The organism is Streptomyces rapamycinicus NRRL 5491 (assembly GCF_024298965.1).
GTDB lineage: Bacteria > Actinomycetota > Actinomycetes > Streptomycetales > Streptomycetaceae > Streptomyces > Streptomyces rapamycinicus.
The window spans coordinates 3,368,344-3,393,748 of sequence record NZ_CP085193.1 but is presented as its reverse complement, the minus strand read 5'-3'; the positions used below and the strand labels follow the sequence as shown (position 1 = coordinate 3,393,748).

The window sequence follows — 25,405 nt, the reverse complement described above, 5'->3', positions numbered from 1 at the left end:
CGCAGCCCGCCGCAGGCGTCACCAGCGGCCGCCCGCCCGCGCCCAGGAGGTGCCGTGAGACGTACCGTCACGCTGTCCGCCCTCGCCGCCGTGCTCGCCGCCACCGCCGCCGGTTCGGCGCTGGCCGTCGGCTCCACCTCGCAACCCACCGCACAGGCCGAGTCGGCGCGGGCGAACGCCGCCGACCGCGCCCGGCAGCAGCGCGGCACCCTGCTGGACCGGGTCCCCGAGCGCGGGGTGCTGCGGGTGTGCACCACGGGCGACTACCGGCCCTTCAGCCATCGCGACCCCAAGTCCGGGGCCTACACCGGTATCGACATCAAGATGGCCGGGGACCTCGCCGAGAGCCTGGACGCCAAACCGAAGTACGTGCCCACCACCTGGGCCACCCTCGTGGACGACCTCGCCGCCGGGCGCTGCGACGTGGGCATGGGCGGGGTGTCGGTGACCCTGGCCCGCGCCCGTAAGGCGTCCTTCAGCGAGCCGTACCTCACCGACGGCAAGACGCCGATCGTGCGCTGCGAGGACAAGGACAAGTACCGGACGCTGGAGGAGATCGACCAGCCCGGCGTACGGGTCGTGGTCAACCCGGGCGGCACCAATGAGCAGTTCGCCCGAGCCCATATCAAACAGGCCACCCTCACCGTCCATCCGGACAACACCACGATCTTCGACGAGATCATCGCGGGCCGTGCCGATGTGATGATGACGGACGCCAGCGAGACCCGCTATCAGTCCGCCATCCACCCCGAGCTGTGCGCGGTCCACCCCGACGAGCCGTTCTCCTTCTCCGAGAAGGCGTACGTACTGCCGCGCGGCGACTCCCAGTTCAAGGAGTACGTCGATCAGTGGGTCCATCTGGCCACCCACGACGGTACGTACAAGAAGTACGAGGATGAGTGGATGAAGCGATGATGCCGCGGTGACGCGTCGGCGGACACGGAGGCGACAGGGCGGCTGAAAATCTGGGCATCCCCGTACGACTCTCGCGTCCGTCGCGCTTCCGCCGGGCCCGGAGCGGGAAGATGGCCTCATGAGTCCCGCCCAGCCCGTGCGCCGCCGCTCGGACGCCGTCGCCAACCGTGCCGCCCTCCTCGACGCGGCCGAGCGGGTCCTGCTCCGTGACGGGCCCGCCGTGCCGCTGGACGTGGTGGCGCGCGAGGCCGGGGTCGGCATCGCCACGCTGTACCGGAACTTCGCCGACCGCGAGGAGCTGTACGCGGCCGTCGTGCACCGCTCCTACGAGCTCGTGGCCGCCCTCGCCCAGGAGGCCGAGGACAGCGCGGCACCGCCGCTGGACGCGCTGGCCGGTTTCCTGCACGGGCTGCTCGCCGAACGGCACCATCTCGCCCTGCCGCTGCTCGGCGCGCCAGGCCCGCTCTTGACGGACGAGGCCGACCCCCTCGGTTCGCGGATCTCCCGGTCGCTGGCCGCCGTCCTGAAGCGGGGTGTCGGCGACGGCTCGATCCGCCCCGACGCCACCGCCGCCGACCTCGTCGTCACCGGCGCGATGCTCGCCCATGCCCAACTCCCGTCCGACGCCTGGGGGCGCGCCGCCCGCCGTGTCGCCGCGCTCGTCCTGGACGGTCTGCGCGCCCGCCCCGACACCGCCCCGCTGCCCGACGGGCTCACCGGGACCGAACTGGACCGGGTCATGACCCGTGGCGCGGGGGAAGCGGCGGCCTATTAGCCTGGCCCGTTAGCCTGTCGCACACAGCGGGATGCGCATTTGCGCGAATCCGGGCGCGGCCCTCGTGCGGGTGCTACACGCTGACGGATGCCGGTTGTAATGCCCTGGACCGGTGACCGTTTCCTCGCCCCCGGAGAGACGACATGAGCAGCCCCCTCAGCCACCCCCTCGTGCGGACCTTTCTGTCCTCGGTCGAGCGGCGGACCGCGGCGCTTCCCGCCGCGTGGCGGGAGGAACTGCTGGAGGATCTGCGCGAGGAGATCGCGGCGGCGCTCGCGGACGACCCCGCCGAGGACGCCGCCGGGGACGCCGCCGGGGACGGCGATTGCGCGATCGGTGATGGCGCGATCGGAGATGAGCGGGTGCGGCAGGTGCTCGACTGGATCGGAACCCCGGAGGAGATCGCGGCGGACGCGCTGGCCGAGGAGTCCGGCAGCATTCCGCCGGAGCCGGAGGACGCCGGTGCCACCTGGGTGACGCTCGGCCTCGCCGTGCTGCCCGTACCGCTGTGCCTGGTCCCGGGCGTGGGCATACCCCTGGGGCTGGTCGCCGCCCTCGGCGCGCTCGTCCGGCTGTGGCGGTCCGCGCCATGGGCCCGGCGCGAGAAGCGGCAGGCCACACTGTTCGTCCTGTCGCCCCTGTTGACGGTGCCGGTGCTGGCGGTGGCGCTCTCCCTGGCGTTCGACGGAATCAGCGCCCCCGCGTTCGTGGCCTCTCTGCTGATAGCGCTCACCCTGCCGGTGGTCGGCGCGATACGGCTGGCCCGGTCCGCGGCCCGGCTGCGCGAACAGGCGGGCGCGTGACGCCGGCGGGCGGCGGCTAGGGGGCGTCCGACGGACCGCGCGGCGGAGCCGCATACCGAGGCTTCCCCCCCCACGCGGCGAAGCCCCCGTCGGGCCGGGGCACGGCTCCCGGTGCTGGCTGGGGGCGGACGGCGGCGGGCGGCAGTGGCCGTGACAGCTGACAGCGTTGTCGGTTCCGACTGATCACCTGTGCGTACTTTGTCCTGACAACAGAACTTCACGACTTCCCGTCATGTGCTCATCCGGATACCCTCGGCGCGTGGCTATGGAGGAAGAAGACGCTTCGGGCGGGGCGGAGACGCTCCAGCTCAGCGTCGATCGCAGCAGTCCGGTCCCGCTGTACTTCCAGCTGTCCCAGCAGCTCGAGGCGGCGATCGAGCAGGGGCGGCTGGCGCCCGGGAGCCTGCTGGGCAATGAGATCGAGCTGGCCGGGCGGCTCGGGCTGTCCCGCCCCACCGTCCGGCAGGCCATCTCGTCGCTGGTCGACAAGGGGCTGCTGGTGCGCCGCCGGGGCGTGGGCACGCAGGTCGTGCACAGCCAGGTCAAGCGCCCGCTTGAGCTGAGCAGCCTCTACGACGACCTGGAGGCGGCCGGCCAGCGCCCCGCCACCCAGGTGCTGCGGAACACCACCGAGCCCGCGACCGCCCAGGTCGCCGCCGCCCTCGGCGTCGCCGAGGGCGAAGAGGTGGTGCTGATCGAGCGGCTGCGGCTGGCGCACGGCGAGCCCATGGCCCATCTGCGCAACCACCTCCCGGTGGGCCTGCTCAAGCTGGACAGCGCCGAGCTGGAGGACACCGGGCTCTACCGGCTGATGCGCGCGGCCGGGATCACCCTGCACAGCGCCCGCCAGGCGGTGGGCGCCCGCGCGGCCACCGCCGAGGAGGGGGAGCAGCTCGGGGAGCCGGCGGGTGCGCCGCTGCTGACCATGGAGCGCACGACCTTCGACGACACCGGCCGGGCCGTGGAGTTCGGCTCGCACACCTACCGGGCCTCGCGCTACGCCTTCGAGTTCCAGCTGCTCGTACGCCCCTGAGCGCTGCCTCGCGCCTTGTGCCGCACCCTTTGTCCTTGACGTGTCCCGCGTCCCCGGCTACAAGTCCTCAAGCCGTACGGGCGCCGGGCCCCGCCCACCCCGGCAGCCCCGGCGACGACCGGTGACGGATACTTGGGCGGCGGCCGGGACCGATCATGCGGTGCCCGGCCGCGAAGGTGACAACGGGACGAACAGACAGTGAGAAGGGCGGGTCTTCGTGGCGACGGTGCGGAGAGGGGCACGCGCGATGACCGCCGCCGTGCTCGCGGCGGTGCTGGGTACGGCGTTGGCGGGCTGCAGCGATACGGGCGGCAAGCGGGCCGAGGAGCGGGCCGCCCGGGAGGCGGCCGCCGGGGGACGGGCGGCGGTCAACACCCCGAAGTGGACCTTCGCGATGGTCACCCACTCCGGAGACGGGGACACCTTCTGGGACATCGTGCAGAGCGGCGCCAAGCAGGCCGCGGTCAAGGACAACATCAAGTTCCTCTACGCCCACAACGAGGAGGGCAAGGAGCAGGCCCAGCTGGTCCAGTCCTACATCGACCAGAAGGTCGACGGCCTGATCGTCACCCTCGCCAAGCCCGACGCCATGAAGTCCGTGGTGAAGAAGGCCCGCAAGGCCGGGATACCGGTGATCACCGTCAACTCCGGCGCCGAGGTGTCCAAGGCGTTCGGCGCGCTCACCCACGTCGGCCAGGACGAGACCATCGCGGGCGAGGCCGTCGGCGACGAGCTCGGCAAGCGGGGCCAGAAGAAGGCGCTGTGCGTGATCCACGAGCAGGGCAACGTCGGCCTCGAGCAGCGCTGCGACGGCGCGGCCAAGACCTTCGACGGCAAGATGGAGAAGATCTACGTCGAGGGCACCAACATGCCCGATGTGCAGTCCTCGATCGAGGCCAAGCTCCAGTCGGACAAGGGCATCGACACCGTGCTGACCCTCGGCGCGCCCTTCGCGGACACCGCCGCCAAGGCCGCCGACCAGGCGGGCAGCAAGGCCGAGATCGACACCTTCGACCTCAACGCCAAGGTGGCCGCCTCGCTCCAGAGCGGCAAGCTGGGCTTCGCCGTGGACCAGCAGCCGTATCTCCAGGGCTATGAGGCCGTGGATCTGCTGTGGCTCAACCGCTACAACGCCGATGTGCTCGGTGGCGGCAAGCCGGTGCTCACCGGTCCGCAGATCATCACCAAGGACGACGCCGCCGAGCTCGCGTCGTACACGAAGCGGGGGACCCGATGAGCGCGGAGGCACCGCCCGCCGAGGAGACGCTCTCCAGCCCGCGGCCGGTGCGCGGCTCGCTGCCGCGCCGGCTGGTGGGCCGTCCGGAGCTGGGCGCGGTCGTCGGCGCCGTCGCCGTCTTCGTCTTCTTCTCGGCCGTCGCCGACGCGTTCCTGCAGTGGTCCAGCTTCAGCACCGTGCTGTACGCCTCCTCGACCATCGGGATCATGGCGGTGCCGGTGGCGCTGCTGATGATCGGCGGGGAGTTCGATCTGTCGACCGGGGTCCTGGTGACCAGCTCGGCGCTGATCTCCTCGATGTTCTCGTACCAGATGACGGCGAACGTGTGGGTCGGCGTCGGGGTGTCCCTGCTGGCCACCCTCGCGATCGGCTTCTTCAACGGCTATCTGCTGGTCCGCACCAATCTGCCGAGCTTCATCATCACCCTCGGCACCTTCCTGATCCTCCAGGGCTGCAATCTCGGCTTCACCAAGCTGATCAGCGACACCGTCTCCACCAAGAGCATCTCCGACATGGAGGGCTTCCCCTCCGCCCAGAAGGTCTTCGCCTCGCATCTGACCATCGGGGACGTCGAAGTGCAGATCACCGTCCTGTGGTGGTTCGCCCTGATCGCGCTCGCCACCTGGATCCTGCTGCGCACCCGCGCCGGGAACTGGATCTTCGCGGTGGGCGGCGCCAAGGAGGCGGCCCGCGCGGTCGGCGTGCCCGTGGAGCGCACCAAGATCGGCCTCTATCTGGGCGTCGCGCTGGCCGCCTGGATCTCCGGCCAGCATCTGCTGTTCAACTACGACGTGGTCCAGTCCGGCGAGGGCGTGGGCAATGAGCTGCTCTACATCATCGCGGCGGTCATCGGCGGCTGTCTGCTGACCGGCGGCTACGGCTCGGCGGTCGGCGCCGCCGTCGGCGCGTTCATCTTCGGCATGACCAACAAGGGCATCGTCTACGCGCAGTGGGGCGCCGACTGGTTCAAGTTCTTCCTCGGGGCGATGCTGCTGCTCGCCACGCTGCTCAACTGGTGGGTCCGCAAGCGGGCGGAGGAGAGCAAATGAGTGCGTCCCGGATATCCAAGGCATCTCAGGCATCTCAGGCGTCCCGGGCCGCCCTGATCGCGCTCAGCGACATCAGCAAGTACTACGGCAACGTCAAGGCCCTGGAGGGCGTCTCCCTCGAGGTGCACGCCGGGGAGATCACCTGCGTCCTCGGGGACAACGGCGCGGGCAAGTCCACCCTCATCAAGATCGTCGCGGGGCTGCACCAGCACGACGGCGGCACCCTCGCCATCGAGGGGGAGGAGACCCGGCTGGGCTCCCCGCGCGAGGCCCTCGACCGCGGGATCGCCACCGTCTACCAGGACCTGGCCGTGGTCCCGCTGATGCCGGTGTGGCGGAACTTCTTCCTGGGCTCGGAGATCCACAAGGGCCGCGGACCGCTCCGCCGCCTCGACGTGGAGGCGATGCGTACCACGACCCACCGCGAACTGCTGCGCATGGGCATCGATCTGCGCGATGTCGACCAGCCCATCGGCACCCTGTCCGGCGGTCAGCGCCAGTGCGTGGCCATCGCCCGCGCCGTCCACTTCGGCGCGAAGGTGCTCATCCTGGACGAGCCCACGGCGGCGCTGGGCGTCAAGCAGTCCGGCGTCGTGCTCAAGTACGTCGCGGCCGCCCGGGACGCCGGCCTCGGCGTGGTCCTCATCACCCACAACCCGCACCACGCCTATCTCGTCGGCGACCGCTTCGTGCTGCTCAAGCGCGGCGCCATGGCGGGCAGCCACGCCAAGGACGGGATCGCGCTGGAGGAACTCACCCGGCAGATGGCGGGCGGCAGCGAGCTGGAGCAGCTCAGCCATGAGCTGGCCCGCACCCCCGCCCCCGATCTGTCGGGAGGGGTCGCCAAGGGCTGAGGGGGTCGCCAAGGGCTGAGAGAGGTCGCCAAGGGCTGAGCGGGGCCGCCATGGGCTGAGCGGGGCCGCCAAGGGCCGCGCGGCCGGGTCGTCGGCCGTGTTCCGGTGCTTCCCGGGGGCCACGCGCCGTAGGCTCACCATGCGGCATGAGGCGCGGGTGAGGCACAATCGCACGGCGGGCCACACCCGCCACGACCGACGCACCCGAGGCCCCGCGGCCTCCCGAGACCCCCGCAGGGACGACGAACTCTTGCGAGCACGTACCCGCAGCGACCGCACCCCCCACACCGGCGAGGGGGCCGGCCGATGAGCATCTACCGCGAACGAGTGCACCGGGGCTCGGCCCGGGCCACCGTGCTGCGGACCGTCGGCACCCGTGAGCGCCGCTCGCACCTCAGCGCGCCCCGGGTGCCCACGGTCGGCATCGACATCGGCGGCACCAAGGTGATGGCCGGGGTCGTCGACGCCGACGGCAACATCCTCGAGAAGCTGCGCACCGAGACGCCGGACAAGTCCAAGAGCCCCAAGGTCGTCGAGGACACCATCACCGAGCTGGTGCTCGACCTCTCCGACCGGCACGATGTGCACGCCGTGGGCATCGGCGCCGCGGGCTGGGTGGACGCCGACCGCAACCGCGTGCTGTTCGCCCCGCACCTGTCCTGGCGCAACGAACCGCTGCGCGACCGGCTCGCCGAGCGGCTCGCCGTCCCGGTCCTGGTCGACAACGACGCCAACGCCGCCGCGTGGGCGGAGTGGCGGTTCGGCGCCGGACGCGACGAGGACCATCTCGTCATGATCACCCTCGGCACCGGGATCGGCGGCGCGATCCTGGAGGACGGCCAGGTCAAGCGCGGCAAGTACGGGGTCGCCGGGGAGTTCGGCCATATGCAGGTCGTGCCGGCCGGCCACCGCTGCCCGTGCGGCAACCGCGGCTGCTGGGAGCAGTACAGCTCCGGCAACGCCCTGGTCCGCGAGGCCCGTGAACTGGCCGCCGCCGAATCGCCGGTGGCGTACGGGATCAACGACCGGGTCGGCGGCAACATCCAGGAGATCACCGGGCCGCTGATCACCGAGCTGGCCCGCCAGGGCGACGCCATGTGCGTCGAACTGCTCCAGGACATCGGCCAGTGGCTCGGCGTCGGCATCGCCAATCTCGCCGCCGCCCTCGACCCCTCCTGCTTCGTCATCGGCGGCGGCGTCAGCGCCGCCGACGACCTGCTGATCGACCCCGCCAGGAACGCCTTCCGGCGCACCCTCACCGGCCGCGGCTACCGGCCGGAGGCCCGGATCGTCAAGGCGCAGCTGGGCCCCGAGGCCGGGATGGTCGGCGCCGCCGACCTCGCCCGGCTGGTCGCCCGCCGCTTCCGCCGCGCCAACCGCCGCCGCGTCGAGCGGTACGAGCGCGCCGGGTCCTCCTCCCCGCTGCGGCTGGCGCCGCGCAGCCAGGCAGGCCGCGAATGACCGCCGCCGACCAGCGGCCCGGCGCCGCGATGCCCCCGGCCGACGGTATGCGCCCCGGCGGGCCCACACCGGGCGGCCCCACACCGGGCGGCCCCACGTCCGGCGGCCCCATGCCCGGTGGCGGCCGTCCGCCCCGCCGCTGGCTCAAGGCCGTGGTCGTCTTCCTGCTGATCGCGATCCCGGCGGGTTATCTGGTGATCTCCGCCCTCCAGAGCCGCAACGGCGGTGAGGACAAGGCGGAGGCGGCGTCGGCCAAGGGCCTCAGCGCGGGCTACCCGACCCGGGTGCAGCGGCGCATATACGACGTGCCGGTGCCGCCCTACTCCAAGAAGGTCGCCTTCTACGAGACCAACTCCTGGAAGGTCAGCTCGCTGTACGTGCAGTTCGTCACGTCCGGCAACGGCCTGGACTCCTTCCTGACCAAGCTCGGCACCCGCCGCTCCGCCCTGGACAAGGGCGAGGTGACCATCACCAAGGGGCAGGCGAAGAAGGTCGGTTGGCAGGTCGGAGCGCCCGGTCACGACTGGGCGGGGATGGTCATCAAGCAGAAAGATCCGCAACCCAAGCTGAGGATCACGGTCAAGTTCGATAACCCCGCGCATCCGAAGGTTTACGTGGTCTCCACGGTCACGCCGTAAGGCCTTCACATCCTGGGTGCATCGCGCCCGAAAACCCCGTCACCCGTGTCGGATACCGTTTTCGGGTGAGCGAGACGAAGACACTTCAGTACCGGACCGACGGCCCCGAGGACGGGCCCGTGCTCGTCCTCGGACCGTCGCTGGGCACCACCTGGCATATGTGGGACCGCCAGATACCCGAGCTCTCCCGCCACTGGCGCGTCCTCCGCTTCGACCTCCCCGGCCACGGCGGCGCCCCCGCCCATCCGGCCCCCTCCGTGGCCGAGCTGGCCGCCCGGCTGCTGGCCACCCTCGACCAGCTCGGCGTCGAGCGCTTCGGCTACGCGGGCTGCTCGATCGGCGGGGCCATCGGCGCCGAACTCGCCCTGCGACATCCCCATAGAGTGGGCTCACTCGCCCTCGTCTCCGCCTCCCCGCGCTTCGGCACCGCCGACTCCTTCCGGCAGCGCGGCGTCGTGGTCCGCACCAACGGCCTCGACCCGATCGCCCGCGCCACCCCCGAACGCTGGTTCACCCCCGGCTTCGCCGCCGCCCAGCCCGCCATCGTCGAGTGGGCCGTCCAGATGGTCCGCACCACCGACCCCGGCTGCTACATCGCCGCCTGCGAGGCCCTCGCCGCCTTTGACATCCGCGCCGAGCTCAGCCGGATCGGCGTCCCCACCCTCGTGGTGGCCGGTGCCGACGACCAGGTCACCCCGGCCGCCGACGCCCGCGTCCTGGTCGCCGGGATAGCCGACGCACGGCTCGCGCTGGTCCCCGGCGCCTCCCATCTCACCCCCGTCGAGCAGCCGATGGCCGTCACCGATCTGCTGGTGCGCCACTTCTCCAGCTCCTGGCAGAGCCCGGACCACCCGACCGGGATGACCGCGATCCCCGCGCCCCCGCCCAAACCCGTGCTCTCGCCCATGCCGCCCGGCGCCGAGGTCGTTGAGTACGGCCACAACGTGCCCGAACCGCTGCTGGACGCCCGCGCCGACGCGTACGACCAGGGCATCAAGGTGCGCCGCGAGGTGCTCGGCGACGCCCATGTGGACCGCGCGCAGTCCCTGGCGGACGAGTTCACCGGCGACTTCCAGGACTTCATCACCCGCTACGCGTGGGGCGAGGTGTGGACCCGGCCCGGAATCGACCGGCGGATCCGCAGCGTGGTCACCCTCACCGCCCTCGCCGCCCGCGGCCACCTCGACGAACTCGCCTTCCACACCCGGGCCGCGCTGCGCAACGGGCTCACCCCCACCGAGATCAAGGAGGTGCTGCTGCACACCGGCGTCTACTGCGGGGTGCCGACGGCGAACTCCGCCTTCGCCGTGGCCCAGCGGATCATCCGCGAGGAGACGAGCCCGGAAGGCTAGTGCGGTCAACAGGGCCCGCGGTAGCACAATGATCTCCATGAAGCTCACCAAGAAGGGCCATGCCTGCGTCCGGATCGAGAAGGACGGGCAGACGCTCGTCATCGACCCCGGGGCCTTCAGCGAGGCGGACGCCGCGGTCGGCGCGGACGCGATCCTGGTCACCCACGAGCACTTCGACCACTTCGACGAGGAGCGGCTGCGCACGGCGCTCGACGCCAACCCCGCCGCCCAGATCTGGACGCTCCGCAGCGTCTCCCACCACATCTCCGCGGCGTTCCCCGGGCGGGTGAACACCATCGGGGAGGGCGACAGCTTCAACGCGGTGGGATTCGACATCGAGGTCCACGGCCAGCTGCACGCCGTCATCCACCCCGACATCCCGCGGATCACCAATGTGGGCTATCTGCTGGACGGCGTGCTCTTCCACCCCGGCGACGCCCTTACCGTGCCCGCCGGGCGGCGGGTGGACACGCTGATGCTGCCGGTGCACGCCCCCTGGAACAAGTTCGCCGAGATCCTCGACTACGTCCGCGCGGTCGGCCCGCGCCGGGCCGTCGACATCCACGACGCCCTGCTGTCCGACGTCGCGCACACGGTCTACGGCCGGATGCTCGGACCCGAGGGCCCCGGCACGGAAGGCGCCGAGCATCTGCGGCTGACCCCGGGCGAATCCCTCACCCTCTGAGGGCCGGGCCGGCTGTCAGAGCCGGGATGTAGGTTGTGCCCTATGCGCATCGCGACCTGGAACGTCAATTCGATCACCGCCCGGCTGCCCCGGCTGCTGGCCTGGCTGGAGAGCAGCGGCACGGACGTCCTGTGCGTCCAGGAGACCAAGTGCGCCGAGTCCGCCTTTCCGTACGAGCCGCTGCGTGAGCTCGGCTACGAGGCCGCGGTCAACGCCACCGGCCGGTGGAACGGAGTGGCGCTGCTCTCCAAGGCCGGGCTCGCGGACGTCACCGTGGGCCTCCCCGGCGGCCCGGACTACGACGGCGGTCAGGAGCCGCGGGCGATAGGCGCCACCTGCGGCCCGGTCCGCCTCTGGTCGGTCTATGTGCCCAACGGCCGGGAGATCGGCCACCCCCACTACGACTACAAGCTGCGCTGGCTGGAGGCGCTGCGCACGACCCTCGCCGGGGACGCGGCCGGTGAGCGCCCCTTCGCGGTCCTCGGCGACTTCAATGTGGCGCCGACCGACGAGGACGTCTGGGACCGCTCCGCCTTCGACGGCCTGACCCATGTGACCGACCTGGAGCGGGAGGCCCTGGCGGCGCTGCGCGAATCGGGTCTTTCGGACGTGGTGCCCCGGCCGCTGAAGTACGACCGCCCCTTCACCTACTGGGACTACCGCGAGCTGGGCTTCCCCAAGAACCGCGGCATGCGCATCGACCTGGTCTACGGGAACGAGACGTTCGCCAAGGCGGTCGGCGACGCGTATGTGGACCGCGAGGAGCGCAAGGGCAAGGGCGCCTCCGACCACGCCCCGGTCGTCGTCGACCTGGAGGTGTGACCCGGCGGCGGGAGGCCCTGGCGAGGAGGGGAGCCACCCCGGGCCCCCGGGGCTCCCCCTACCCGGCCGGCTCTGGGGCGCCCCCTACCCGGCCAGCTTCCGCAGGTCGATCGACTCCGCCATCGCCCGCAGCCCCGCGTCGCCCGGGTGCAGATGGTCCCCGCTGTCGTAGGCGGGCAGGATCCGCGCCGGGTGCTCGGGGTCCCGTACCACCGCGTCGAAGTCCAGCACGGCGTCGAACGCCCCGCCGCTGTCCCGGATGAAGGCGTTGACGGCCGAGCGCCGCGCGTCCGCGTCCGCCGTGCACAGCGACTCGCCCTCGCACGGGGCGATGGTCGCCCCGACCACCCGCAGCCCGCGCTCCCGCATCCGCGCCGCGACCGACCGCAGACCCGCGATCAGCTCCTCGGCCGAACTGCCCCACCGCAGATCGTTGATGCCCTGGAAGACGACGACCGTACGGGCCCCGGTCTGGGCGAGCACATCCCGCTCCAGCCGGTGCTGGGTGCTGACCCCGCCGGTGTCCGTGGAGACGCCCTCGCCCGGATAGCGGTCGGCCACCACGCGGTTGGCGGAGATGCCCGCGTTGAGCACCCCGTACGCCGGGACCTCGGACTGACCGCGCAGCCGCCGCGCGAGCACATCGGGCCAGCGGCGGTTGGCGTCATTGGTGGACTTGGTGCCGTCGGTGATCGAGTCGCCGAGCGCCACCACCGAACCCGGCCCGCCCCGCACATCGACCCCGGTCAGGAACGGCCAGGTGGTGAGGGTGCCGGTGTAGGACCCGGCCCCCGGCTCCGCGGTCCGGTCACCGCTGCCCGCCGCGCTCAGATACGACCGCTGGGTGGCCTGGCCGTGCACCGGCACCGCCGCGACCGGACCCGGCAGATGGAAGCTCACCAGCAGATTGGCGTCCGCCGGGACCGGGAAGTCCACCGGATCGCTGAACACCTGCGCGCCCGCGGGGATCGAGGTCCCCGGCCGCCCGCCGAACGTCAGCGGCACCGGTGACCCCTGCGCCGCCGCGCCGCTCGCCTGGAGCGCGACCGTCACATGCCCGATCTCCACGGGGGACGCGGCGAAGGTGTTCTCCAGCCGCACCCGGGCCCTCGGCCCGCCCGCGCTGGTGTGCACCACCAGCCGCAGCGTCTGATCGGTCCACGGCCCGACCTTGGTGTACCCGGCGGTGCTCGCCGCCCAGCTCCCGGTCCAGCCGTACGCGGGCTGCCGCAGCGACGCGGCGAAGACATGGAGATCGGCCGCCGGGCCCGGGTCCGTCGGCAGCACCACCGACGCGACCTCGTGGCCGCGCTGCAACGGCACCGTCACCGCGTACAGCCGGGCCGTCTCCTGCCGCTGCCCGGCGGCGGTGTTGAGATGGGGGAGGCCCACGGCCTTGGTGGCGGCGGGGCCCGCCCGCCAGTCCGGCGCGCTCAGCGTGTACGGATGGCTCGACCCGTCGCGGTAGCGCACCGCTCCGACACCGCCGGCCCCGGCGCCGGGCCCGCTCGGCGAACTGCTCGCCACCAGGAAGGTCAACGCCTCGCCCCGGCCGCGCAGCCGCACCGCCTGGCCGTCGGCGATCACATTGTCCGGCCGTGCCCCCGCGCTCCGCGGCCAGGTCAGCCGCGCCGCGTCCAGGGCGATATCGCGCCCCGGCGTCCAGCCGGCGGCCCGCAGATCCTGCGCGGAGAGCGAGGCACCCGCGCCGTCGAAGTCGGCGTCACCCGGGCGGGTGTCATCGCTGACCGCCCGGTTGTCGAAAAGCCGCTCCAAAGGGAGCGGCTTGTGGGTCGGCACGTCGGCCGGTGCGGCGGCCGGTGCGCTGGCCGGTGCGGCGGAGGAGGGTGGTGGTGCGAGCAGTGCGAGGGTGACACCTCCCGCGACGATCCCGGCGGTTGTCCACGGTCTCGCGACGCGCATATGTGTCCCCTCTCGCAACCAACCCGACCGGCGATTCGACAGGTGCCCGGAGAACGTATGGAGGCAGGTGGGTGTCGTCAAGACAAGCATCGGGTCACAGCTCATACCGCGCGCCCTGTGGTGCGCCGGTGGTCTGGATGCCACGCTGAGCGGTATGAACATCTCCTTCTTGGGCAACTGGCGCAAGCGGCGTGGCCCCGCCTCGGGCGCGGCCCTGATGGGTGCCCAGGAGGAGGACCCCCAGGGCGTCGCCCAACTGCTCTCCGAATGCGAACTCCTGCGCGCGCGGGCCTCCGACGCGGGCATCGGGCTCGATGACTCCACGGCCTCCCTGGAGGCGCTGGACCAGATGGCGCCGCGCTGGCGCGACGACCCGGACGAGCTGCCCTGGCTCGGTAACGACGCCGGTCTCTACCTGGGCACGGTCATCGTCCGCACCGTCCCCGGGGCCGTCTGGCAGGTGTGGCCCAACGGCCGACCCGTCGTCAGGCTCGCCTCCGGCCGCGAGGTCGACGTCGTGGAGGCCGGTCAGCAATGGGCCGCCGACGGCGCCCCCGAACTCTGCCAGCGCTACGCGGAAGTCGCCGAGGCCTAGGGGCGGTGACGCCTGCGGCGAGCTGCTCCCCACCCCGCCCCTTCCCGAACCCGGGGCTTCGCCCCAGCCCCCGTTCCCGGGGCTTCGCCCCAGCCCCCGAACCCGGGGCTCCGTCCCAGACCCCGCGCCGGGCCTCCGTCCCAGACCCCGCGCCGGGCCTCCGTCCCAGACCCGGGGCCTCCGCCCCAGTGCCCGTGCCGGGCTTCGCCCCTGACCTCGTGCCGGGCTCTGCCCCAGACCCCGGGGCTCCGTCCCAGCCCCCGGCTGGACGGCCCGGGGGCGGGCGGGCGATCGCCCGCCCAGCTGCTGCGTCTGCGTGCTGGCCGCGATCAGCTCGCCGGTGCCGGGGTCCAGGGGCGGAGCCCATGGTTACGGGAAGGGGCGGGTAGGGGACAGCCCGCCGCAGGCGTCAGGACACCCCGTACCCCCGTAGACCCTGTCGGGCGGTATCCGCCCACCAATGCGTGTCCGTACCCAAAGCTCCGTAGTTGTCCGGATAGCTTGCGCTGACCGGGACACAGTGGAAGGCGGGTGGGGCCGGGTATGGCCGTCGGTGAGCCGTTGATCGAGCTGCGCGCCGTCAACAAGCACTTCGGCGCGCTGCACGTACTGCGGGACATCGAGCTCACCGTCGGGCGCGGCGAGGTCGTCGTGATCATCGGCCCCTCCGGCGGCGGCAAGTCCACCCTGATCCGGACCATCAACCGGCTGGAGACCGTCCAGTCCGGCTCCATCGTGGTCGACGGCCGTCCGCTGCCCGAGGAGGGCAAGGAGCTGGCGCGGCTGCGGGCCGAGGTCGGCATGGTCTTCCAGTCGTTCAACCTCTTCGCCCACCGCACCGTGCTGGCCAATGTGATGCTCGGTCAGACCAAGGTCCGCCGCCGCGCCAAGCAGGACGCCGAGCGGCGCGCCCAGGAGTTGCTGGACCGGGTCGGACTCGCCGATCAGGCCGCGAAGTTCCCCGCCCAGCTCTCCGGCGGCCAGCAGCAGCGGGTGGCCATCGCCCGCGCGCTGGCGATGGACCCGAAGGTGATGCTCTTCGACGAGCCGACCTCCGCCCTCGACCCCGAGATGATCAACGAGGTGCTGGAGGTGATGCGCCAGCTCGCCCAGGAGGGGATGACGATGGTCGTGGTCACCCATGAGATGGGCTTCGCCCGCTCCGCCGCGAACCGGGTGGTCTTCATGGCCGACGGCGGGATCGTCGAGGACCGTACGCCGGAGGAGTTCTTCCGGTCCCCGGAGAGCGAGCGCGCCCGGGACTTCCTGTCCAAGATCCTCAAGCACTGAGCCGGGTGATGACGGACATGAGGCGTCTGCGCCGTGCGACCGCCGCCCTCACCACGGCCGTGACCACGGTCCTGGTCGTGCTGCTGGTGTCCGGCTGCGGCAAGGAGGGCAGCCCGCCCGCCAAGGGTCCCCGGGCCGAGAAGCTGCCCACCTACAAGGTGGACACCGAGTTCCGGCTGCCCTCCTCGCCCACCTGGCGCCGGGCCGAGCGCCGCGGCCATCTCACCGTGGGGGTCAAGGAGGACCAGCCCTATCTCGGCGAACGGGACCCGGCCACCGGCTACTACTCGGGCTTCGACATCGAGATCGCCCGCATGATGTCCGCCTCCCTCGGCTTCGCCCCGGGCACCATCCGCTACCAGACCATCGCCTCCGCCAACCGCGAGACCGCCCTCCAGAGCGGCCAGATCGACTACTACGTCGGCACCTACACCATCAATCCGCTGCGCAAACGGCTGGTCGGCTTCGCCGGGCCGTACTTCATGGCCGGTCAGTCGCTGCTGGTGCGCACCGACGAGGACGACATCCACGGCCCCGGAGACCTCGCGGGCAGGACCGTCTGCTCGGTGGCCGGTTCCACCCCGCTGCAGCGCATCCAGGCCGACTACCCCAAGGCCCACGCGGTCGCGTACGACACCTACTCGGTGTGCGTGGACAACCTGCTCAGCTTCCAGGTGGACGCGGTGACCACCGACAACACCATCCTGCTCGGCTACGCGGCCAAGGCCCCCGAGGAGCTGAAGGTGGTGGGGCGGCCCTTCTCCAAGGAGCCGTACGGCATCGGAGTGCCCAAGCGGGACAACGCGCTGCGCTTCGCGCTGGACGACGCGATCCTCTTCCACGAGCGCAACGGCGACTGGAAGAAGGCGTACGACGCGACCCTCGGCCTCTCGGGCGTGCCCGCCCCCAAGCCGCCGCCCATCGACCGCTACCGCACCGGCTGAAGGCCATCCCATGGACGTGCTCACCCAGAACTTCTCGCTCTACGGCAAGGGCTTCCTCGGCACCGTGCAGCTGACCGTCTACGCCTCGCTGCTCGCCCTCGCGCTCGGCATCCTCATGGCCGCCTTCCGGGTGGCACCGGTCGCCTCGCTGCGCGCGTTCGGCACCGTCTGGGTGTCGGTGCTCCGCAACACCCCGCTGACGCTGCTGTTCTTCGCGGTCATGCTGGGGCTGCCGCGCTTCGGCCTGGTGCTGCCGTTCACGGTCTTCGCGGTGATCGCGCTCGGCTGCTACACCTCGGCCTTCATCTGCGAGGCGGTGCGAGCGGGCATCAACACGGTGCCGGTGGGGCAGGGCGAGGCGGCCCGCAGTCTGGGCATGACGTTCGACCAGACGCTGAGCGCGGTGGTGCTGCCGCAGGCGTTCCGCACGGTCATCCCGCCCATCGGCTCGACCCTGATCGCGCTCGCCAAGAACTCGGCCATCGCCGGGTCGTTCAGCGTCACCGAACTGCTCGGCACCTACAAGCCCCTCAACGAGCGGGGCTACAGCATCATCTGGTCCTTCGTCTGGATCGCCGCCGGATACCTGATCATCACGCTCGCCATCAGCGCGATCTTCGCCCTGTTGGAGCGGCGCTGGGGAGTGCCGCGATGACCGCGCCCTCGACCACCAGCGCCCTCTACGACGTCCCCGGGCCCCACACCCGGCGGCGGCACCGGACGTACGCGCTGGCCGGGACGGCCGTGCTGCTGGCCCTGCTCGGCTGGATCGTCTATCTCCTCATCCACACCGGCCAGTTCGCCTACCGCAAGTGGATGCCGTTCGAGTACAAGGGCATCCAGGAGCTGCTGCTGAACGGGCTCGCGGGCACGCTCAAGGCGTTCGGCATGGCCGCGGTCCTCTCGCTGGCCCTCGGCGGGGTGCTCGCCGCCGGACGGCTCTCCGAGCACCGCCCGCTGCGCTGGGTGGCCACACTGGTGGTGGAGTTCTTCCGGGCGATGCCCGTACTGGTCATGATCTTCTTCGTCTTCGTGGCGCTTCGGGTCCAGCCGCTGCCCGCCCTGGTCACCGGGCTGACGCTCTACAACGGCTCGGTGCTGGCCGAGGTGTTCCGGGCCGGGGTGAACTCGGTGGACCGCGGCCAGCGCGAGGCGGCGTACTCGCTCGGCCTGCGGAAGACCCAGGTCATGATGTCCGTGCTGGTGCCGCAGGGGGTGCGGGCGATGCTCCCGGCCATCATCAGCCAGCTGGTGGTGGCCCTGAAGGACACCTCGCTCGGCTTCCTCATCACCTATGAGGAGTTTCTGCACGCCGGAAAGCTGATCGCGTCCAATCTCGACTACGACCTGCCGTTCATCCCGGTGGTCATGGTGATCTCACCGATCTACATCGGGATGTGCATGCTGCTGTCGTGGTTCGCCAACTGGGTGGCCAAGCGGGAGCGGCGCAGTGTGAAGACCCGTCAGGTCGAGGTCGCCGCCGCGGAACCGGCCGCCCCGATGCCGGGGGACACCCGCGGCTGAGCCGGGGCGGCCGGAGGGTGTCTCAGCCGCGAGGTCCGCCGGACACCGCCTCAGTCGCGGACCGGGACCGTGAGGTGGGACGGGTCGGCGTCCGGGGACGAGAAGGTGAGATGGGCGCCGTCGGGGTTGTGCTCGATGTAGAGCGGGTCGACGGTGTCCATCACCAGCGCCAGCCGGTGACCCGCCGGGACGTCGTACGCGGTGGAGAACAGCTCCAGGTCCACTCCGAAGGACGTGCCCGGGGTGCGGTCGTGGAAGGTGAACGGGGCGTGGGTGATGAGCTTGCCGACGCCCAGCGGGCCCACGTCGTACAGATACGCCACCGCCGTACCGTCGGAGCGGTCACTGGTCACGGTGGTGTGGAGCTTCGCGGTGCCGCGGACGCGCTGTTCGTCGGCGTAGGCCCCGGTCTGCCAGACGGCCGCGTAGGACCGGGGCAGCAGCGGGATCGAGGCGAGCGGCGGGAGCTTCAGGAACTGGTCGAGGACGCCGCCGAGCAGCACGGTCCCGGCGTTGGCGCCGGAGTCGTGGTTGGCGGTGACCTTCTCGGTGGCGGCGAGCGGGACGCGGCGCTGCTCGGAGGGGACGGCCGACCAGCTGGGGTAGCCCTCGTAGCCGTCACCGTCACCGTCACCGTCACCGTCACCGTCGGCCGTACGGGACGTCAGCTGCACCGGCTGCTCGCTGTCGATGCCGTTGCGCTCGCCCTTGAGGTAGTGGTCGAGCCACTGCCGGGCGTGGGTCCAGGTGGTGTTGGGCAGTCCGAGCAGCCCGGTGAGCTCGGCGGTGGCGTGGTCGCCGGGCCGCAGCTCCAGCCGCTTGGGGCCGGTCAGCTTCTCGAAGAAGTCGGCGTAGCTGTTGGGCGGGAAGATCGAGTCGCCCCAGGAGTTGCCCAGCATGATGGCCGCGCCATTGGCGTTGATCCGGTCGAGGTGGGTGGCGGCCGAGCGCTTCTTGCCCCAGGCGATCAGGTCCTTCTCCTTGGCGAGGTTGGAGGAGAAGAAGTCGTCGAGGATCTGCCGGAACTCCTCGCTGGGCCGGCCGGTCAGCGTCCCGGCCCCGGCGAGCAGCCCGGCGGCCTGGGCGTGCTGGGTGCGGCCGCTGTAGATCGAGCCGACCAGGTCCGCCCAGCCGCTCATCGCCACCACGGCCTTGATCCGCGCGTCGGCACCGGCCGCGAGCAGGCTGATCCCGGCGCCGTAGGAGAGCCCGGCCATGCCGATGTGGTCGGGGTCGGTGGGGGTGTTGGCGAGCGCCCAGTCGATGACCTTGGACGCGTCGGCGATATCGGGCGGCCCGGCCGTCTCGATCTTCCCGCCGGACTGCCAGAAGCCGCGGGTGTTGTAGGTGAGCACCACATAGCCGGTTTCGGCGAGCTTCTTGGCCTGGGCGAGATATTCGACCTGGGGCAGGGACCAGCTGGTGGGCAGGACGACGAGGGGGAGGCGGCGTGAGGCGTCGGCGTTCGCGGGGGCCACGACGTTGGCGGCCAGGTTGACGCCCCCGTCGCCGGGGATGTCGACGAAGCGGATGGAGACGCCGGAGGAGGCGGCGGTGGATGCGGCTGCGGTGGCGGTCGGGGCCGGTGCCGCGGCGGCGGTGGAGGGGGCGAGGCCGAAGGCCGCACCGGCCATGACGGTGACGGAGAGGGCGGCGGCGGTCGTCGGGCGAAGGGCTTTTCGGGCAGGGGTCACGATGGCTCCTGGTGGGGGATGCCGTGGGGGCAGGGGAGCACCGGTGCTTGTGACCTGACGGTAACTCGGGTGTTTACCGGCGGTAATGGCGCGGTAAGTTACGCATGGGTAACGATAAAGGGCCGAGGTCGGCCGCCGGGGCCACCCCGGCCCGGGGCGCTATCCGGGGGCCGGATCCGCCAGGGTCCGGCCCCGCCCGATTCCGCTGGTGCGGAAGCCCCCGCCGTCCGCCGGGCTTTGGCCTTGCGGCGAGCCCCGGCGCCGGGCCGACATCCCTCCCCGGGGCGAACTCCGCCCTCGGGTCCGGCCCTGGCCCCGGGCTGGGCCCAGGGCCCCGTGCTCAGGGGGTGTCCGACGGATCGCGACGCCTGCGGTGGGCTGTTCCTCTCCCGCCCCTTCCCGGCACCTGTCGATATGCGGCTCCGCCGCGTGGGGGGCTCCGCCCCGGCCCCCGGGGCCCAGGGATGGACGACGGTCGCATCTGCTGACGTGGTCGACGCCCCGGGCGGCGGCCGCTGGGCGGGGAAGGGTGCGGACGCGTTCGGGCTGGGCGCCACGGGCGGACGGCACTGCCGAACGCAAATCAAGCCCGTCAGGCGCTTGAGGGCCGGGGTCCAGGGGTGGAGCCCCTGGTAGCGGGAAGGAGCGGGGAAGGTGGCCCCTCCCGTACGGCGTAGCCGAGCATCGGCGCGCCGAGCATCTCCTCGATGGCGTCGAGGAGTTCCGTCACGGCCTTGGCGATGGCGTCGGGGGGCTCGCCCGCCGTGACACGCCGTCCGATCTCGCCGAAGATCAGTGAGTGATAGCCGCTGATCTGGGCGGCCACCACGCGCGGCAGCGGATCCTCCGGCGCCGCGCCGGTCTCCTCGGCGAGCACGGCGGCCAGTTCGTCGTTCATCCGGTGGCCGAGCTCCTCCAGGCGGGCCAGCAGCGTGGGGGCGGCCCGCATCATGGCGAAGAACGGGCCGAAGCCCTCCGTCAGCCCCAGCGAGCGGTCGCGCCGCTCCACCTCCTCGCGCAGCCGGTCCAGCACCGCCTGGGCGGCGGACCCGCCGGGCGGGCGCTCGCGCACGATGTCGGCGAGCCGCCGCGGGGACGCCTGGTCGGGCGGCAGGACCAGGTCCTCCTTGGCCGGGAAGTAGTTGTAGACCGTGTTGACGGACACCTCCGCGGCCTCGGCGACCTCGGCGACCGTGACCCGGTCGAAGCCGCGCTCCAGGAACAAGCCGGTGGCCACGTCCGCGATCCTCCGGCGCGTACGGCGCTTGTGCTTCTCCCGCAGTCCTTCGCTCATGGGCGCAAGTGTAGCCCGCTGCAAACTTGAACTCGACTCTAAGCTTTTAGTCGATTGCAACTTTGGGGTACGTTGTGCTCTGATCGGGGCATGTCCTCATCCGTCATCCGCGTTCGCGGCCTCACTCGGACGTTCTCGCTGGGCAGCGGCCCCGTGCACGCCGTCCGCGGGATCGATCTGACCGTCGGCCGCGGCGAGATCCTCGGCTTCCTGGGCCCCAACGGGGCCGGTAAGACCACCACCCTGCGCATGCTCACCACCCTGCTGCCGCCCAGCGGGGGCGAGGCCGAGATCGCCGGGCGCGATCTGCTCCGCGACCCGGCGGGCGTGCGCCGGCGGATCGGCTACGTGGCCCAGTCCGGCGGCCTGGACCCCGGATGCTCCGTACGCGAGGAACTGGTCACCCAGGGGCGGCTGCATCTGATGTCCAAGAGCGCGGCGGCCGGGCGTGCCGAGGAACTCGCCGGTGAACTCGGCCTGTCGGGGCTCATGGATCGCCCGACCGCCGCCCTGTCCGGCGGCCAGCGCCGCCGGGTGGAGATCGCGCTGGGCCTGGTCAACCGGCCGGAGGTGCTATTCCTCGACGAGCCCACGACCGGTCTCGACCCGGGGAGCCGGGCCGAGCTGTGGGACCTGGTGCGGCGCGTCCGTGCCGAGCACGGCACGACGGTCTTCCTCACCACCCACTACCTGGACGAGGCCGACGCGCTCGCCGACCGGATCGTGGTCGTGGACGCCGGGCGGATCGTCGCCGAGGGGGCGTCCGCCGAGCTCAAGAGCCGCTATGCGGGGGATCCGGCCGCCAGTCTTCAGGACGCCTTCCTGGCCATCACCGGCCGGAGCACGGCCGAGCAACCCCTCGCCGTCTAGCGCCATCGAGAACGTTCCGACCCACCCAAGGGCCTCTTATGACTCTTCTCGCCCACACCGGCATCGTCTTCGGCCGCTGTCTGCGCTCAACGCTTCGCTCGAAGACCAATCTCTTCTTCGGAATGCTTCAGCCGCTGCTCTTCCTCGCCCTCTTCGGCCCATTGCTGACCGAACTCGACATGGGCGTCAGCGGATCGTCCTGGCAGACGCTGGTCCCCGGTGTGCTCGTCCAACTCGCCCTGCTCGGCGGGTCCTACGTTGGGCTCGGGCTGCTGATGGACCGTAACCTCGGTGTTCTGGACCGGATGCGGGTCACCCCGGTCAGCCCGCTGGCGCTGCTGCTCGGCCGTACCCTGCGCGATGTCGTCCAGCTGGTGGCCCAGTCCGTCCTGCTGGTGCTGCTCGGGCTGGCCTTCGGGCTGCGTGCGCCGCTCCTCGGTGTGCTGCTCGGGCTGCTGTTCGTGGCCGTGCTCGCGGCGGCCCTGTCCGCGCTTTCCTACGGGCTGGCCATGAACGTCCGTACGCCCCCGGAGTTCGCCGCCATCGCCAATACGGCGGGCATGCCGCTGATGCTGCTCTCCGGGCTGCTGCTGCCGATGACGCTGGCCCCGGGGTGGCTCGCGGGCGCCTCGCGCGCCGTGCCGTTCCGCTACACGGTCGACGCGGTGCGCCAGGTGTTCCTGGGGCACTACGCCAACACCACGGTCGCCGTCGGGGCGGCCGTCACCCTGGCCCTGGCGGCGCTGTGCCTGATGGGCGGGGCGCGGCTGTTCGCCCGGGTCCGCGGCTGACTCAGCTGCCCTTGGCCGGCTCAGTCGTCCTTCGCGGCGGCGCGGGGGCCGACCGAGGTGGTCGCGGGCTTGGTCACATCCGCGACCACCTCGACCAGATCCGGGCCGTACGCCTGCGAGTTGACCACCTTCAGCAGCAGGCAGAAGGAGCCCTGCGCGCCGTACTTCCGGGCCAGCCGGGCGCGGTTGCGGACGAGGTGGCGGACGGCGGCGCGGTGGGTGACCGGCCGCTGACCGGCGGCGAGGAAGACCGGGCGGCTGTCGTCGCCCGCCGTCAGCCGGGCCAGCAGTACATGCTCGACCGCGCCCGGGTCCGGGCGGTAGTGGGTGCCGGCGATGGTGAACGTCCCCCGGTCCGTGCCGGTGTCGTCCCCCGCGTGCACGGTGACGCCCGGCAGTAGATTGGCCATATGGGCGGCGAGCCTGCGGTGCGCGGTCGGATCGCCGACGCAGAATTCGGTGCGCGCCCCGAAGCCCTGCAGCCCCGTGTCGTGCGGGGCGACCTCGGCGTGCGCCCCGCAGTTCTCCACGACCGACGCCAGCCCGAGCAGCGCCAGCGCGTCATGGCGGGGGATGCTCCAGTGGGCCGAGGTGCTGTCCCGATGGGTGACCATCACACATTCCGAACCGTCCGGCAGACCGAAGAAGCGCTGCTCGCGGGCGCGCTTGCGGCGCGCGAACGCGGAGTGCACGGCCCAGCCGGCGGCCAGGCCCACGATCAGGGCGGCCGCGGAGGCGATCAGGTCCTGCAGGGTGTCTGTCATGGCCGCGCATCGTAGCGGCCGACCGGGTACACGTTCGAGCGTACGGATGAACGAACACCGAAACGGACACATGAACGGATGGGGGACCGATCCACCCCTGTTGGGGGTGCGTGGCTCGCGGGTAGGCTCCGGCCCCTGTCGTTTCGCTTGGAGGTCACGGATGGGGCACGCCGCACGACCAGCCGCATCGTCAACCAGGTCCACCACCACCGCATCCGCCGCATCCGCCGGGTCCGCCCCGGCGACCGCGGTGGCCGTCCGGCGCCGGTTGCCCGCGCTCGCGGCCGCCGCCGGAATGGTCGCGGTGCTGGGCGTCGTCCCGGCCGGTGCCGCCGGGCACGAGAGCGCAGACAAGGGCGCTCCGGCCAAGACGCCCGTGGCCGTCGGCTACGGCGGCGCGGTCTCCAGCGTGGACCCCGACGCCTCGGCGGCCGGGATCGACGTACTGCGGCACGGGGGCAACGCGGTGGACGCGGCGGTGGCGACCGCCGCCGCGCTCGGGGTCACCGAGCCGTACTCGGCGGGTGTCGGCGGCGGCGGATACTTCGTCTACTACAACGCCAAGCGGCACAAGGTCTACACGCTCGACGGCCGCGAGACCGCGCCCCGCAGCGCGGACCAGAAGCTCTTCCTCGGCAAAGACGGCAAACCGCTGCCGTTCGCCGACGCCGTCACCAGCGGGTTGAGCGTCGGCACCCCCGGCACCCCCGCCACTTGGAACGACGCCCTGAAGGACTGGGGCACCCGTTCGCTGGGGCAGGTGCTGAGGCCCGCCGAGCGGCTGGCCCGCGACGGGTTCACCGTCGACTCCACCTTCCGTCAGCAGACCGCCGACAACCAGGCCCGTTTCAAGGACTTCCCGGCCACCGCCAAGCTCTTCCTGCCCGGTGGCGAGCCCCCGGCGGTCGGCTCGACGTTCCGCAACCCCGACCTCGCCCGTACGTACGCGCTGCTGGCCAAGAAGGGCGTCGGCGCCATCTACAAGGGCGAGCTGGGCCGCGACATCGTCGACACCGTGCGCAAGCCGCCCGTCGACCCGAAGGCGCAGCGCGTCGTGCGCGCGGGCGATCTGACCGACGAGGATCTGCGGTCCTACGGAACGAAGCGGCAGGCCCCGACCCGGACCGACTACCGCGGTCTGGACGTGTACGGCATGGCGCCCTCGTCCTCCGGCGGCACGAGCGTCGCCGAGGCGCTCAACATCCTGGAGAAGACCGACCTCTCCAAGCTCAGCGACGTCGACTACCTGCACCGCTATATCGAGGCCAGCCGGATAGCCTTCGCCGACCGGGGCCGCTGGGTCGGCGACCCCGCCGCCGAGGACGTCCCCACCAACGGGCTCACCTCGCAGCGGTTCGCCGACTCCCGGGCCTGCCTGATCAAGGACGACGCGGTGCTCAAGAGCCCCGTACCGCCCGGTGACCCGAACAACCCGTCCGGGCCGGGCTCCTGCGACACCCGGGGCCACGCCGCCCCGACCACGTACGAGGGCGAGAACACCACGCATCTCACGGTCGCCGACAAGTGGGGCAATGTCGTGGCCTACACCCTCACCATCGAGCAGACCGGCGGCAGCGGGATCACCGTCCCCGGCCGTGGCTTCCTGCTCAACAACGAGCTGACCGACTTCTCCTTCGCGCCCGCCGACCCCGCCGTCCACGACCCGAACCTGCCGGGCCCGGGGAAGCGGCCGCGCTCGTCCATGTCGCCGACGATCGTGCTGGACGGCCACAAGCCGGTGCTGGCGCTGGGCTCCCCGGGCGGGGCGACCATCATCACCACCGTGCTGCAGACCCTGCTGAACCATCTCGACCGGGGCATGCCGCTGGTCGACGCGATCGCCGCACCGCGCGCCAGCCAGCGCAACGCCGCCCAGACGGAGCTGGAACCGGGACTGTGGAACGGCCCGGAGCGCGCCAAGCTCGAGGCGCTCGGCCACTCCTTCAAGCAGAACCCCGAGATCGGGGCGGCCACCGGCGTGCAGCGGCTGTCCGGCGGACGGTGGCTGGCGGCGGCCGAGACGGAACGGCGGGGCGGCGGCTCGGCGATGGTGGTGAGCCCGAAGCGCTGACGCTGACCAGGTACGTACGGC

The 25,405-nt window shown here is 71.9% G+C and carries 24 protein-coding genes; 20 read left to right on the top strand and 4 right to left on the bottom strand.

Going from position 1 to position 25,405, the window contains the following annotated elements; genetic code table 11:
* Positions 1-54: 54 nt before the first annotated feature.
* The 12 genes from LIV37_RS13660 to LIV37_RS13605 all read left to right on the top strand — a co-directional run bounded on the left by LIV37_RS13660 (position 55) and on the right by LIV37_RS13605 (position 11,624).
* Positions 55-915: a transporter substrate-binding domain-containing protein gene (locus LIV37_RS13660; protein ID WP_020867709.1), complete on the top strand. Its 861-nt coding sequence runs from the start codon at positions 55-57 to the stop codon at positions 913-915.
* A gap of 118 nt (positions 916-1,033) precedes the next feature.
* Entirely contained in the window at positions 1,034-1,690 is a 657-nt protein-coding gene (locus LIV37_RS13655) for a TetR/AcrR family transcriptional regulator (RefSeq protein ID WP_020867708.1), read from the top strand.
* 143 nt (positions 1,691-1,833) lie between these two features.
* Positions 1,834-2,493: a DUF1700 domain-containing protein gene (locus LIV37_RS13650; RefSeq protein ID WP_020867707.1), complete on the top strand. Its 660-nt coding sequence runs from the start codon at positions 1,834-1,836 to the stop codon at positions 2,491-2,493.
* Between the two features lie 265 nt (positions 2,494-2,758).
* Positions 2,759-3,526 carry a GntR family transcriptional regulator gene (locus tag LIV37_RS13645; RefSeq protein WP_020867706.1) on the top strand — a complete coding sequence of 256 codons (768 nt, stop codon included), beginning with the start codon at positions 2,759-2,761 and terminating at the stop codon, positions 3,524-3,526.
* A 247-nt stretch (positions 3,527-3,773) separates the two neighbouring features.
* Positions 3,774-4,763, top strand: coding sequence for a sugar ABC transporter substrate-binding protein (locus LIV37_RS13640; protein ID WP_020867705.1), 990 nt, complete (start codon positions 3,774-3,776; stop codon positions 4,761-4,763).
* Positions 4,760-5,812, top strand: coding sequence for an ABC transporter permease (locus LIV37_RS13635; RefSeq protein WP_020867704.1), 1,053 nt, complete (start codon positions 4,760-4,762; stop codon positions 5,810-5,812). Before LIV37_RS13640 ends, LIV37_RS13635 begins: the two co-directional genes overlap by 4 nt.
* Positions 5,809-6,666: an ATP-binding cassette domain-containing protein gene (locus LIV37_RS13630; protein WP_020867703.1), complete on the top strand. Its 858-nt coding sequence runs from the start codon at positions 5,809-5,811 to the stop codon at positions 6,664-6,666. The genes LIV37_RS13635 and LIV37_RS13630 overlap by 4 nt, the downstream gene beginning before the upstream one ends.
* Positions 6,667-6,972: 306 nt before the next feature.
* Positions 6,973-8,127, top strand: coding sequence for an ROK family glucokinase (locus LIV37_RS13625; RefSeq protein ID WP_020867702.1), 1,155 nt, complete (start codon positions 6,973-6,975; stop codon positions 8,125-8,127).
* Positions 8,124-8,765 carry a hypothetical protein gene (locus LIV37_RS13620; RefSeq protein WP_020867701.1) on the top strand — a complete coding sequence of 214 codons (642 nt, stop codon included), beginning with the start codon at positions 8,124-8,126 and terminating at the stop codon, positions 8,763-8,765. The genes LIV37_RS13625 and LIV37_RS13620 overlap by 4 nt, the downstream gene beginning before the upstream one ends.
* A 65-nt stretch (positions 8,766-8,830) precedes the next feature.
* A complete protein-coding gene (gene pcaDC / locus LIV37_RS13615; RefSeq protein WP_020867700.1) occupies positions 8,831-10,117 on the top strand; it encodes a bifunctional 3-oxoadipate enol-lactonase/4-carboxymuconolactone decarboxylase PcaDC in 1,287 nt (428 codons plus the stop codon).
* Positions 10,118-10,154: 37 nt separating this feature from the next.
* The gene (locus LIV37_RS13610) at positions 10,155-10,802 is read left to right on the top strand and encodes an MBL fold metallo-hydrolase (protein ID WP_121826065.1); all 648 of its coding nucleotides are present in this window, start codon (positions 10,155-10,157) and stop codon (positions 10,800-10,802) included.
* A gap of 42 nt (positions 10,803-10,844) precedes the next feature.
* On the top strand, positions 10,845-11,624 hold the full coding sequence (locus LIV37_RS13605) for an exodeoxyribonuclease III (RefSeq protein ID WP_020867698.1): 780 nt from the start codon (positions 10,845-10,847) through the stop codon (positions 11,622-11,624).
* An 84-nt stretch (positions 11,625-11,708) separates the two neighbouring features.
* Here LIV37_RS13605 and LIV37_RS13600 read toward each other — a convergent pair whose 3' ends face one another.
* Complete coding sequence (locus tag LIV37_RS13600; RefSeq protein WP_020867697.1) at positions 11,709-13,547, bottom strand: SGNH/GDSL hydrolase family protein; 1,839 nt, start codon at positions 13,545-13,547, stop codon at positions 11,709-11,711.
* Between the two features lie 154 nt (positions 13,548-13,701).
* Here LIV37_RS13600 and LIV37_RS13595 point away from each other — a divergent pair, with 154 nt between their 5' ends.
* From LIV37_RS13595 to LIV37_RS13575, 5 genes are all read left to right on the top strand, one after another.
* Positions 13,702-14,142 carry a DUF6278 family protein gene (locus LIV37_RS13595; RefSeq protein WP_044581248.1) on the top strand — a complete coding sequence of 147 codons (441 nt, stop codon included), beginning with the start codon at positions 13,702-13,704 and terminating at the stop codon, positions 14,140-14,142.
* A gap of 543 nt (positions 14,143-14,685) precedes the next feature.
* Positions 14,686-15,432 (top strand): amino acid ABC transporter ATP-binding protein, encoded by a 747-nt coding sequence (locus tag LIV37_RS13590; protein ID WP_020867695.1) that lies wholly within the window; start codon positions 14,686-14,688, stop codon positions 15,430-15,432.
* An 8-nt stretch (positions 15,433-15,440) separates the two neighbouring features.
* Complete coding sequence (locus LIV37_RS13585; protein ID WP_020867694.1) at positions 15,441-16,376, top strand: glutamate ABC transporter substrate-binding protein; 936 nt, start codon at positions 15,441-15,443, stop codon at positions 16,374-16,376.
* Between the two features lie 10 nt (positions 16,377-16,386).
* On the top strand, positions 16,387-17,031 hold the full coding sequence (locus LIV37_RS13580) for an amino acid ABC transporter permease (RefSeq protein WP_020867693.1): 645 nt from the start codon (positions 16,387-16,389) through the stop codon (positions 17,029-17,031).
* On the top strand, positions 17,028-17,900 hold the full coding sequence (locus LIV37_RS13575; protein ID WP_121825504.1) for an amino acid ABC transporter permease: 873 nt from the start codon (positions 17,028-17,030) through the stop codon (positions 17,898-17,900). Before LIV37_RS13580 ends, LIV37_RS13575 begins: the two co-directional genes overlap by 4 nt.
* 50 nt (positions 17,901-17,950) lie before the next feature.
* Here LIV37_RS13575 and LIV37_RS13570 read toward each other — a convergent pair whose 3' ends face one another.
* Together LIV37_RS13570 and LIV37_RS13565 are read right to left on the bottom strand one after the other, a co-directional pair.
* Positions 17,951-19,594: a CocE/NonD family hydrolase gene (locus LIV37_RS13570; protein WP_121825505.1), complete on the bottom strand. Its 1,644-nt coding sequence runs from the start codon at positions 19,592-19,594 to the stop codon at positions 17,951-17,953.
* Between the two features lie 592 nt (positions 19,595-20,186).
* On the bottom strand, positions 20,187-20,888 hold the full coding sequence (locus tag LIV37_RS13565) for a TetR/AcrR family transcriptional regulator (protein ID WP_020867689.1): 702 nt from the start codon (positions 20,886-20,888) through the stop codon (positions 20,187-20,189).
* Between the two features lie 90 nt (positions 20,889-20,978).
* On the opposite strand from LIV37_RS13565, the gene LIV37_RS13560 reads away from it, so the two are divergent.
* Together LIV37_RS13560 and LIV37_RS13555 are read left to right on the top strand one after the other, a co-directional pair.
* A complete protein-coding gene (locus tag LIV37_RS13560) occupies positions 20,979-21,758 on the top strand; it encodes an ABC transporter ATP-binding protein (protein WP_020867688.1) in 780 nt (259 codons plus the stop codon).
* A 38-nt stretch (positions 21,759-21,796) separates the two neighbouring features.
* On the top strand, positions 21,797-22,549 hold the full coding sequence (locus tag LIV37_RS13555) for an ABC transporter permease (protein WP_020867687.1): 753 nt from the start codon (positions 21,797-21,799) through the stop codon (positions 22,547-22,549).
* 20 nt (positions 22,550-22,569) lie between these two features.
* On the opposite strand, the gene LIV37_RS13550 is transcribed toward LIV37_RS13555, so the two are convergent.
* On the bottom strand, positions 22,570-23,313 hold the full coding sequence (locus LIV37_RS13550) for a hypothetical protein (protein WP_020867686.1): 744 nt from the start codon (positions 23,311-23,313) through the stop codon (positions 22,570-22,572).
* A 160-nt stretch (positions 23,314-23,473) separates the two neighbouring features.
* Between LIV37_RS13550 and ggt the strand changes: the two genes are divergently transcribed.
* Positions 23,474-25,384: a gamma-glutamyltransferase gene (gene ggt / locus LIV37_RS13545; RefSeq protein ID WP_121825506.1), complete on the top strand. Its 1,911-nt coding sequence runs from the start codon at positions 23,474-23,476 to the stop codon at positions 25,382-25,384.
* Positions 25,385-25,405 lie beyond the last annotated feature (21 nt).

Bases quoted from the DNA above. Each gene is read 5' to 3' on its own strand.
- LIV37_RS13620 (WP_020867701.1), top strand. From the start codon at position 8,124: ATGACCGCCGCCGACCAGCGGCCCGGCGCCGCGATGCCCCCGGCCGAC.
- LIV37_RS13550 (WP_020867686.1), bottom strand. From the start codon at position 23,313: ATGACAGACACCCTGCAGGACCTGATCGCCTCCGCGGCCGCCCTGATC.
- LIV37_RS13555 (WP_020867687.1), top strand. From the start codon at position 21,797: ATGACTCTTCTCGCCCACACCGGCATCGTCTTCGGCCGCTGTCTGCGC.
- LIV37_RS13635 (WP_020867704.1), top strand. From the start codon at position 4,760: ATGAGCGCGGAGGCACCGCCCGCCGAGGAGACGCTCTCCAGCCCGCGG.
- ggt (WP_121825506.1), top strand. From the start codon at position 23,474: ATGGGGCACGCCGCACGACCAGCCGCATCGTCAACCAGGTCCACCACC.
- LIV37_RS13580 (WP_020867693.1), top strand. From the start codon at position 16,387: ATGGACGTGCTCACCCAGAACTTCTCGCTCTACGGCAAGGGCTTCCTC.
- LIV37_RS13650 (WP_020867707.1), top strand. From the start codon at position 1,834: ATGAGCAGCCCCCTCAGCCACCCCCTCGTGCGGACCTTTCTGTCCTCG.
- LIV37_RS13625 (WP_020867702.1), top strand. From the start codon at position 6,973: ATGAGCATCTACCGCGAACGAGTGCACCGGGGCTCGGCCCGGGCCACC.
- LIV37_RS13610 (WP_121826065.1), top strand. From the start codon at position 10,155: ATGAAGCTCACCAAGAAGGGCCATGCCTGCGTCCGGATCGAGAAGGAC.
- LIV37_RS13560 (WP_020867688.1), top strand. From the start codon at position 20,979: ATGTCCTCATCCGTCATCCGCGTTCGCGGCCTCACTCGGACGTTCTCG.
- LIV37_RS13645 (WP_020867706.1), top strand. From the start codon at position 2,759: ATGGAGGAAGAAGACGCTTCGGGCGGGGCGGAGACGCTCCAGCTCAGC.
- LIV37_RS13595 (WP_044581248.1), top strand. From the start codon at position 13,702: ATGAACATCTCCTTCTTGGGCAACTGGCGCAAGCGGCGTGGCCCCGCC.
- LIV37_RS13640 (WP_020867705.1), top strand. From the start codon at position 3,774: ATGACCGCCGCCGTGCTCGCGGCGGTGCTGGGTACGGCGTTGGCGGGC.
- LIV37_RS13590 (WP_020867695.1), top strand. From the start codon at position 14,686: ATGGCCGTCGGTGAGCCGTTGATCGAGCTGCGCGCCGTCAACAAGCAC.
- LIV37_RS13630 (WP_020867703.1), top strand. From the start codon at position 5,809: ATGAGTGCGTCCCGGATATCCAAGGCATCTCAGGCATCTCAGGCGTCC.
- LIV37_RS13565 (WP_020867689.1), bottom strand. From the start codon at position 20,888: ATGAGCGAAGGACTGCGGGAGAAGCACAAGCGCCGTACGCGCCGGAGG.
- LIV37_RS13605 (WP_020867698.1), top strand. From the start codon at position 10,845: ATGCGCATCGCGACCTGGAACGTCAATTCGATCACCGCCCGGCTGCCC.
- LIV37_RS13655 (WP_020867708.1), top strand. From the start codon at position 1,034: ATGAGTCCCGCCCAGCCCGTGCGCCGCCGCTCGGACGCCGTCGCCAAC.
- LIV37_RS13575 (WP_121825504.1), top strand. From the start codon at position 17,028: ATGACCGCGCCCTCGACCACCAGCGCCCTCTACGACGTCCCCGGGCCC.
- LIV37_RS13600 (WP_020867697.1), bottom strand. From the start codon at position 13,547: ATGCGCGTCGCGAGACCGTGGACAACCGCCGGGATCGTCGCGGGAGGT.
- LIV37_RS13585 (WP_020867694.1), top strand. From the start codon at position 15,441: ATGACGGACATGAGGCGTCTGCGCCGTGCGACCGCCGCCCTCACCACG.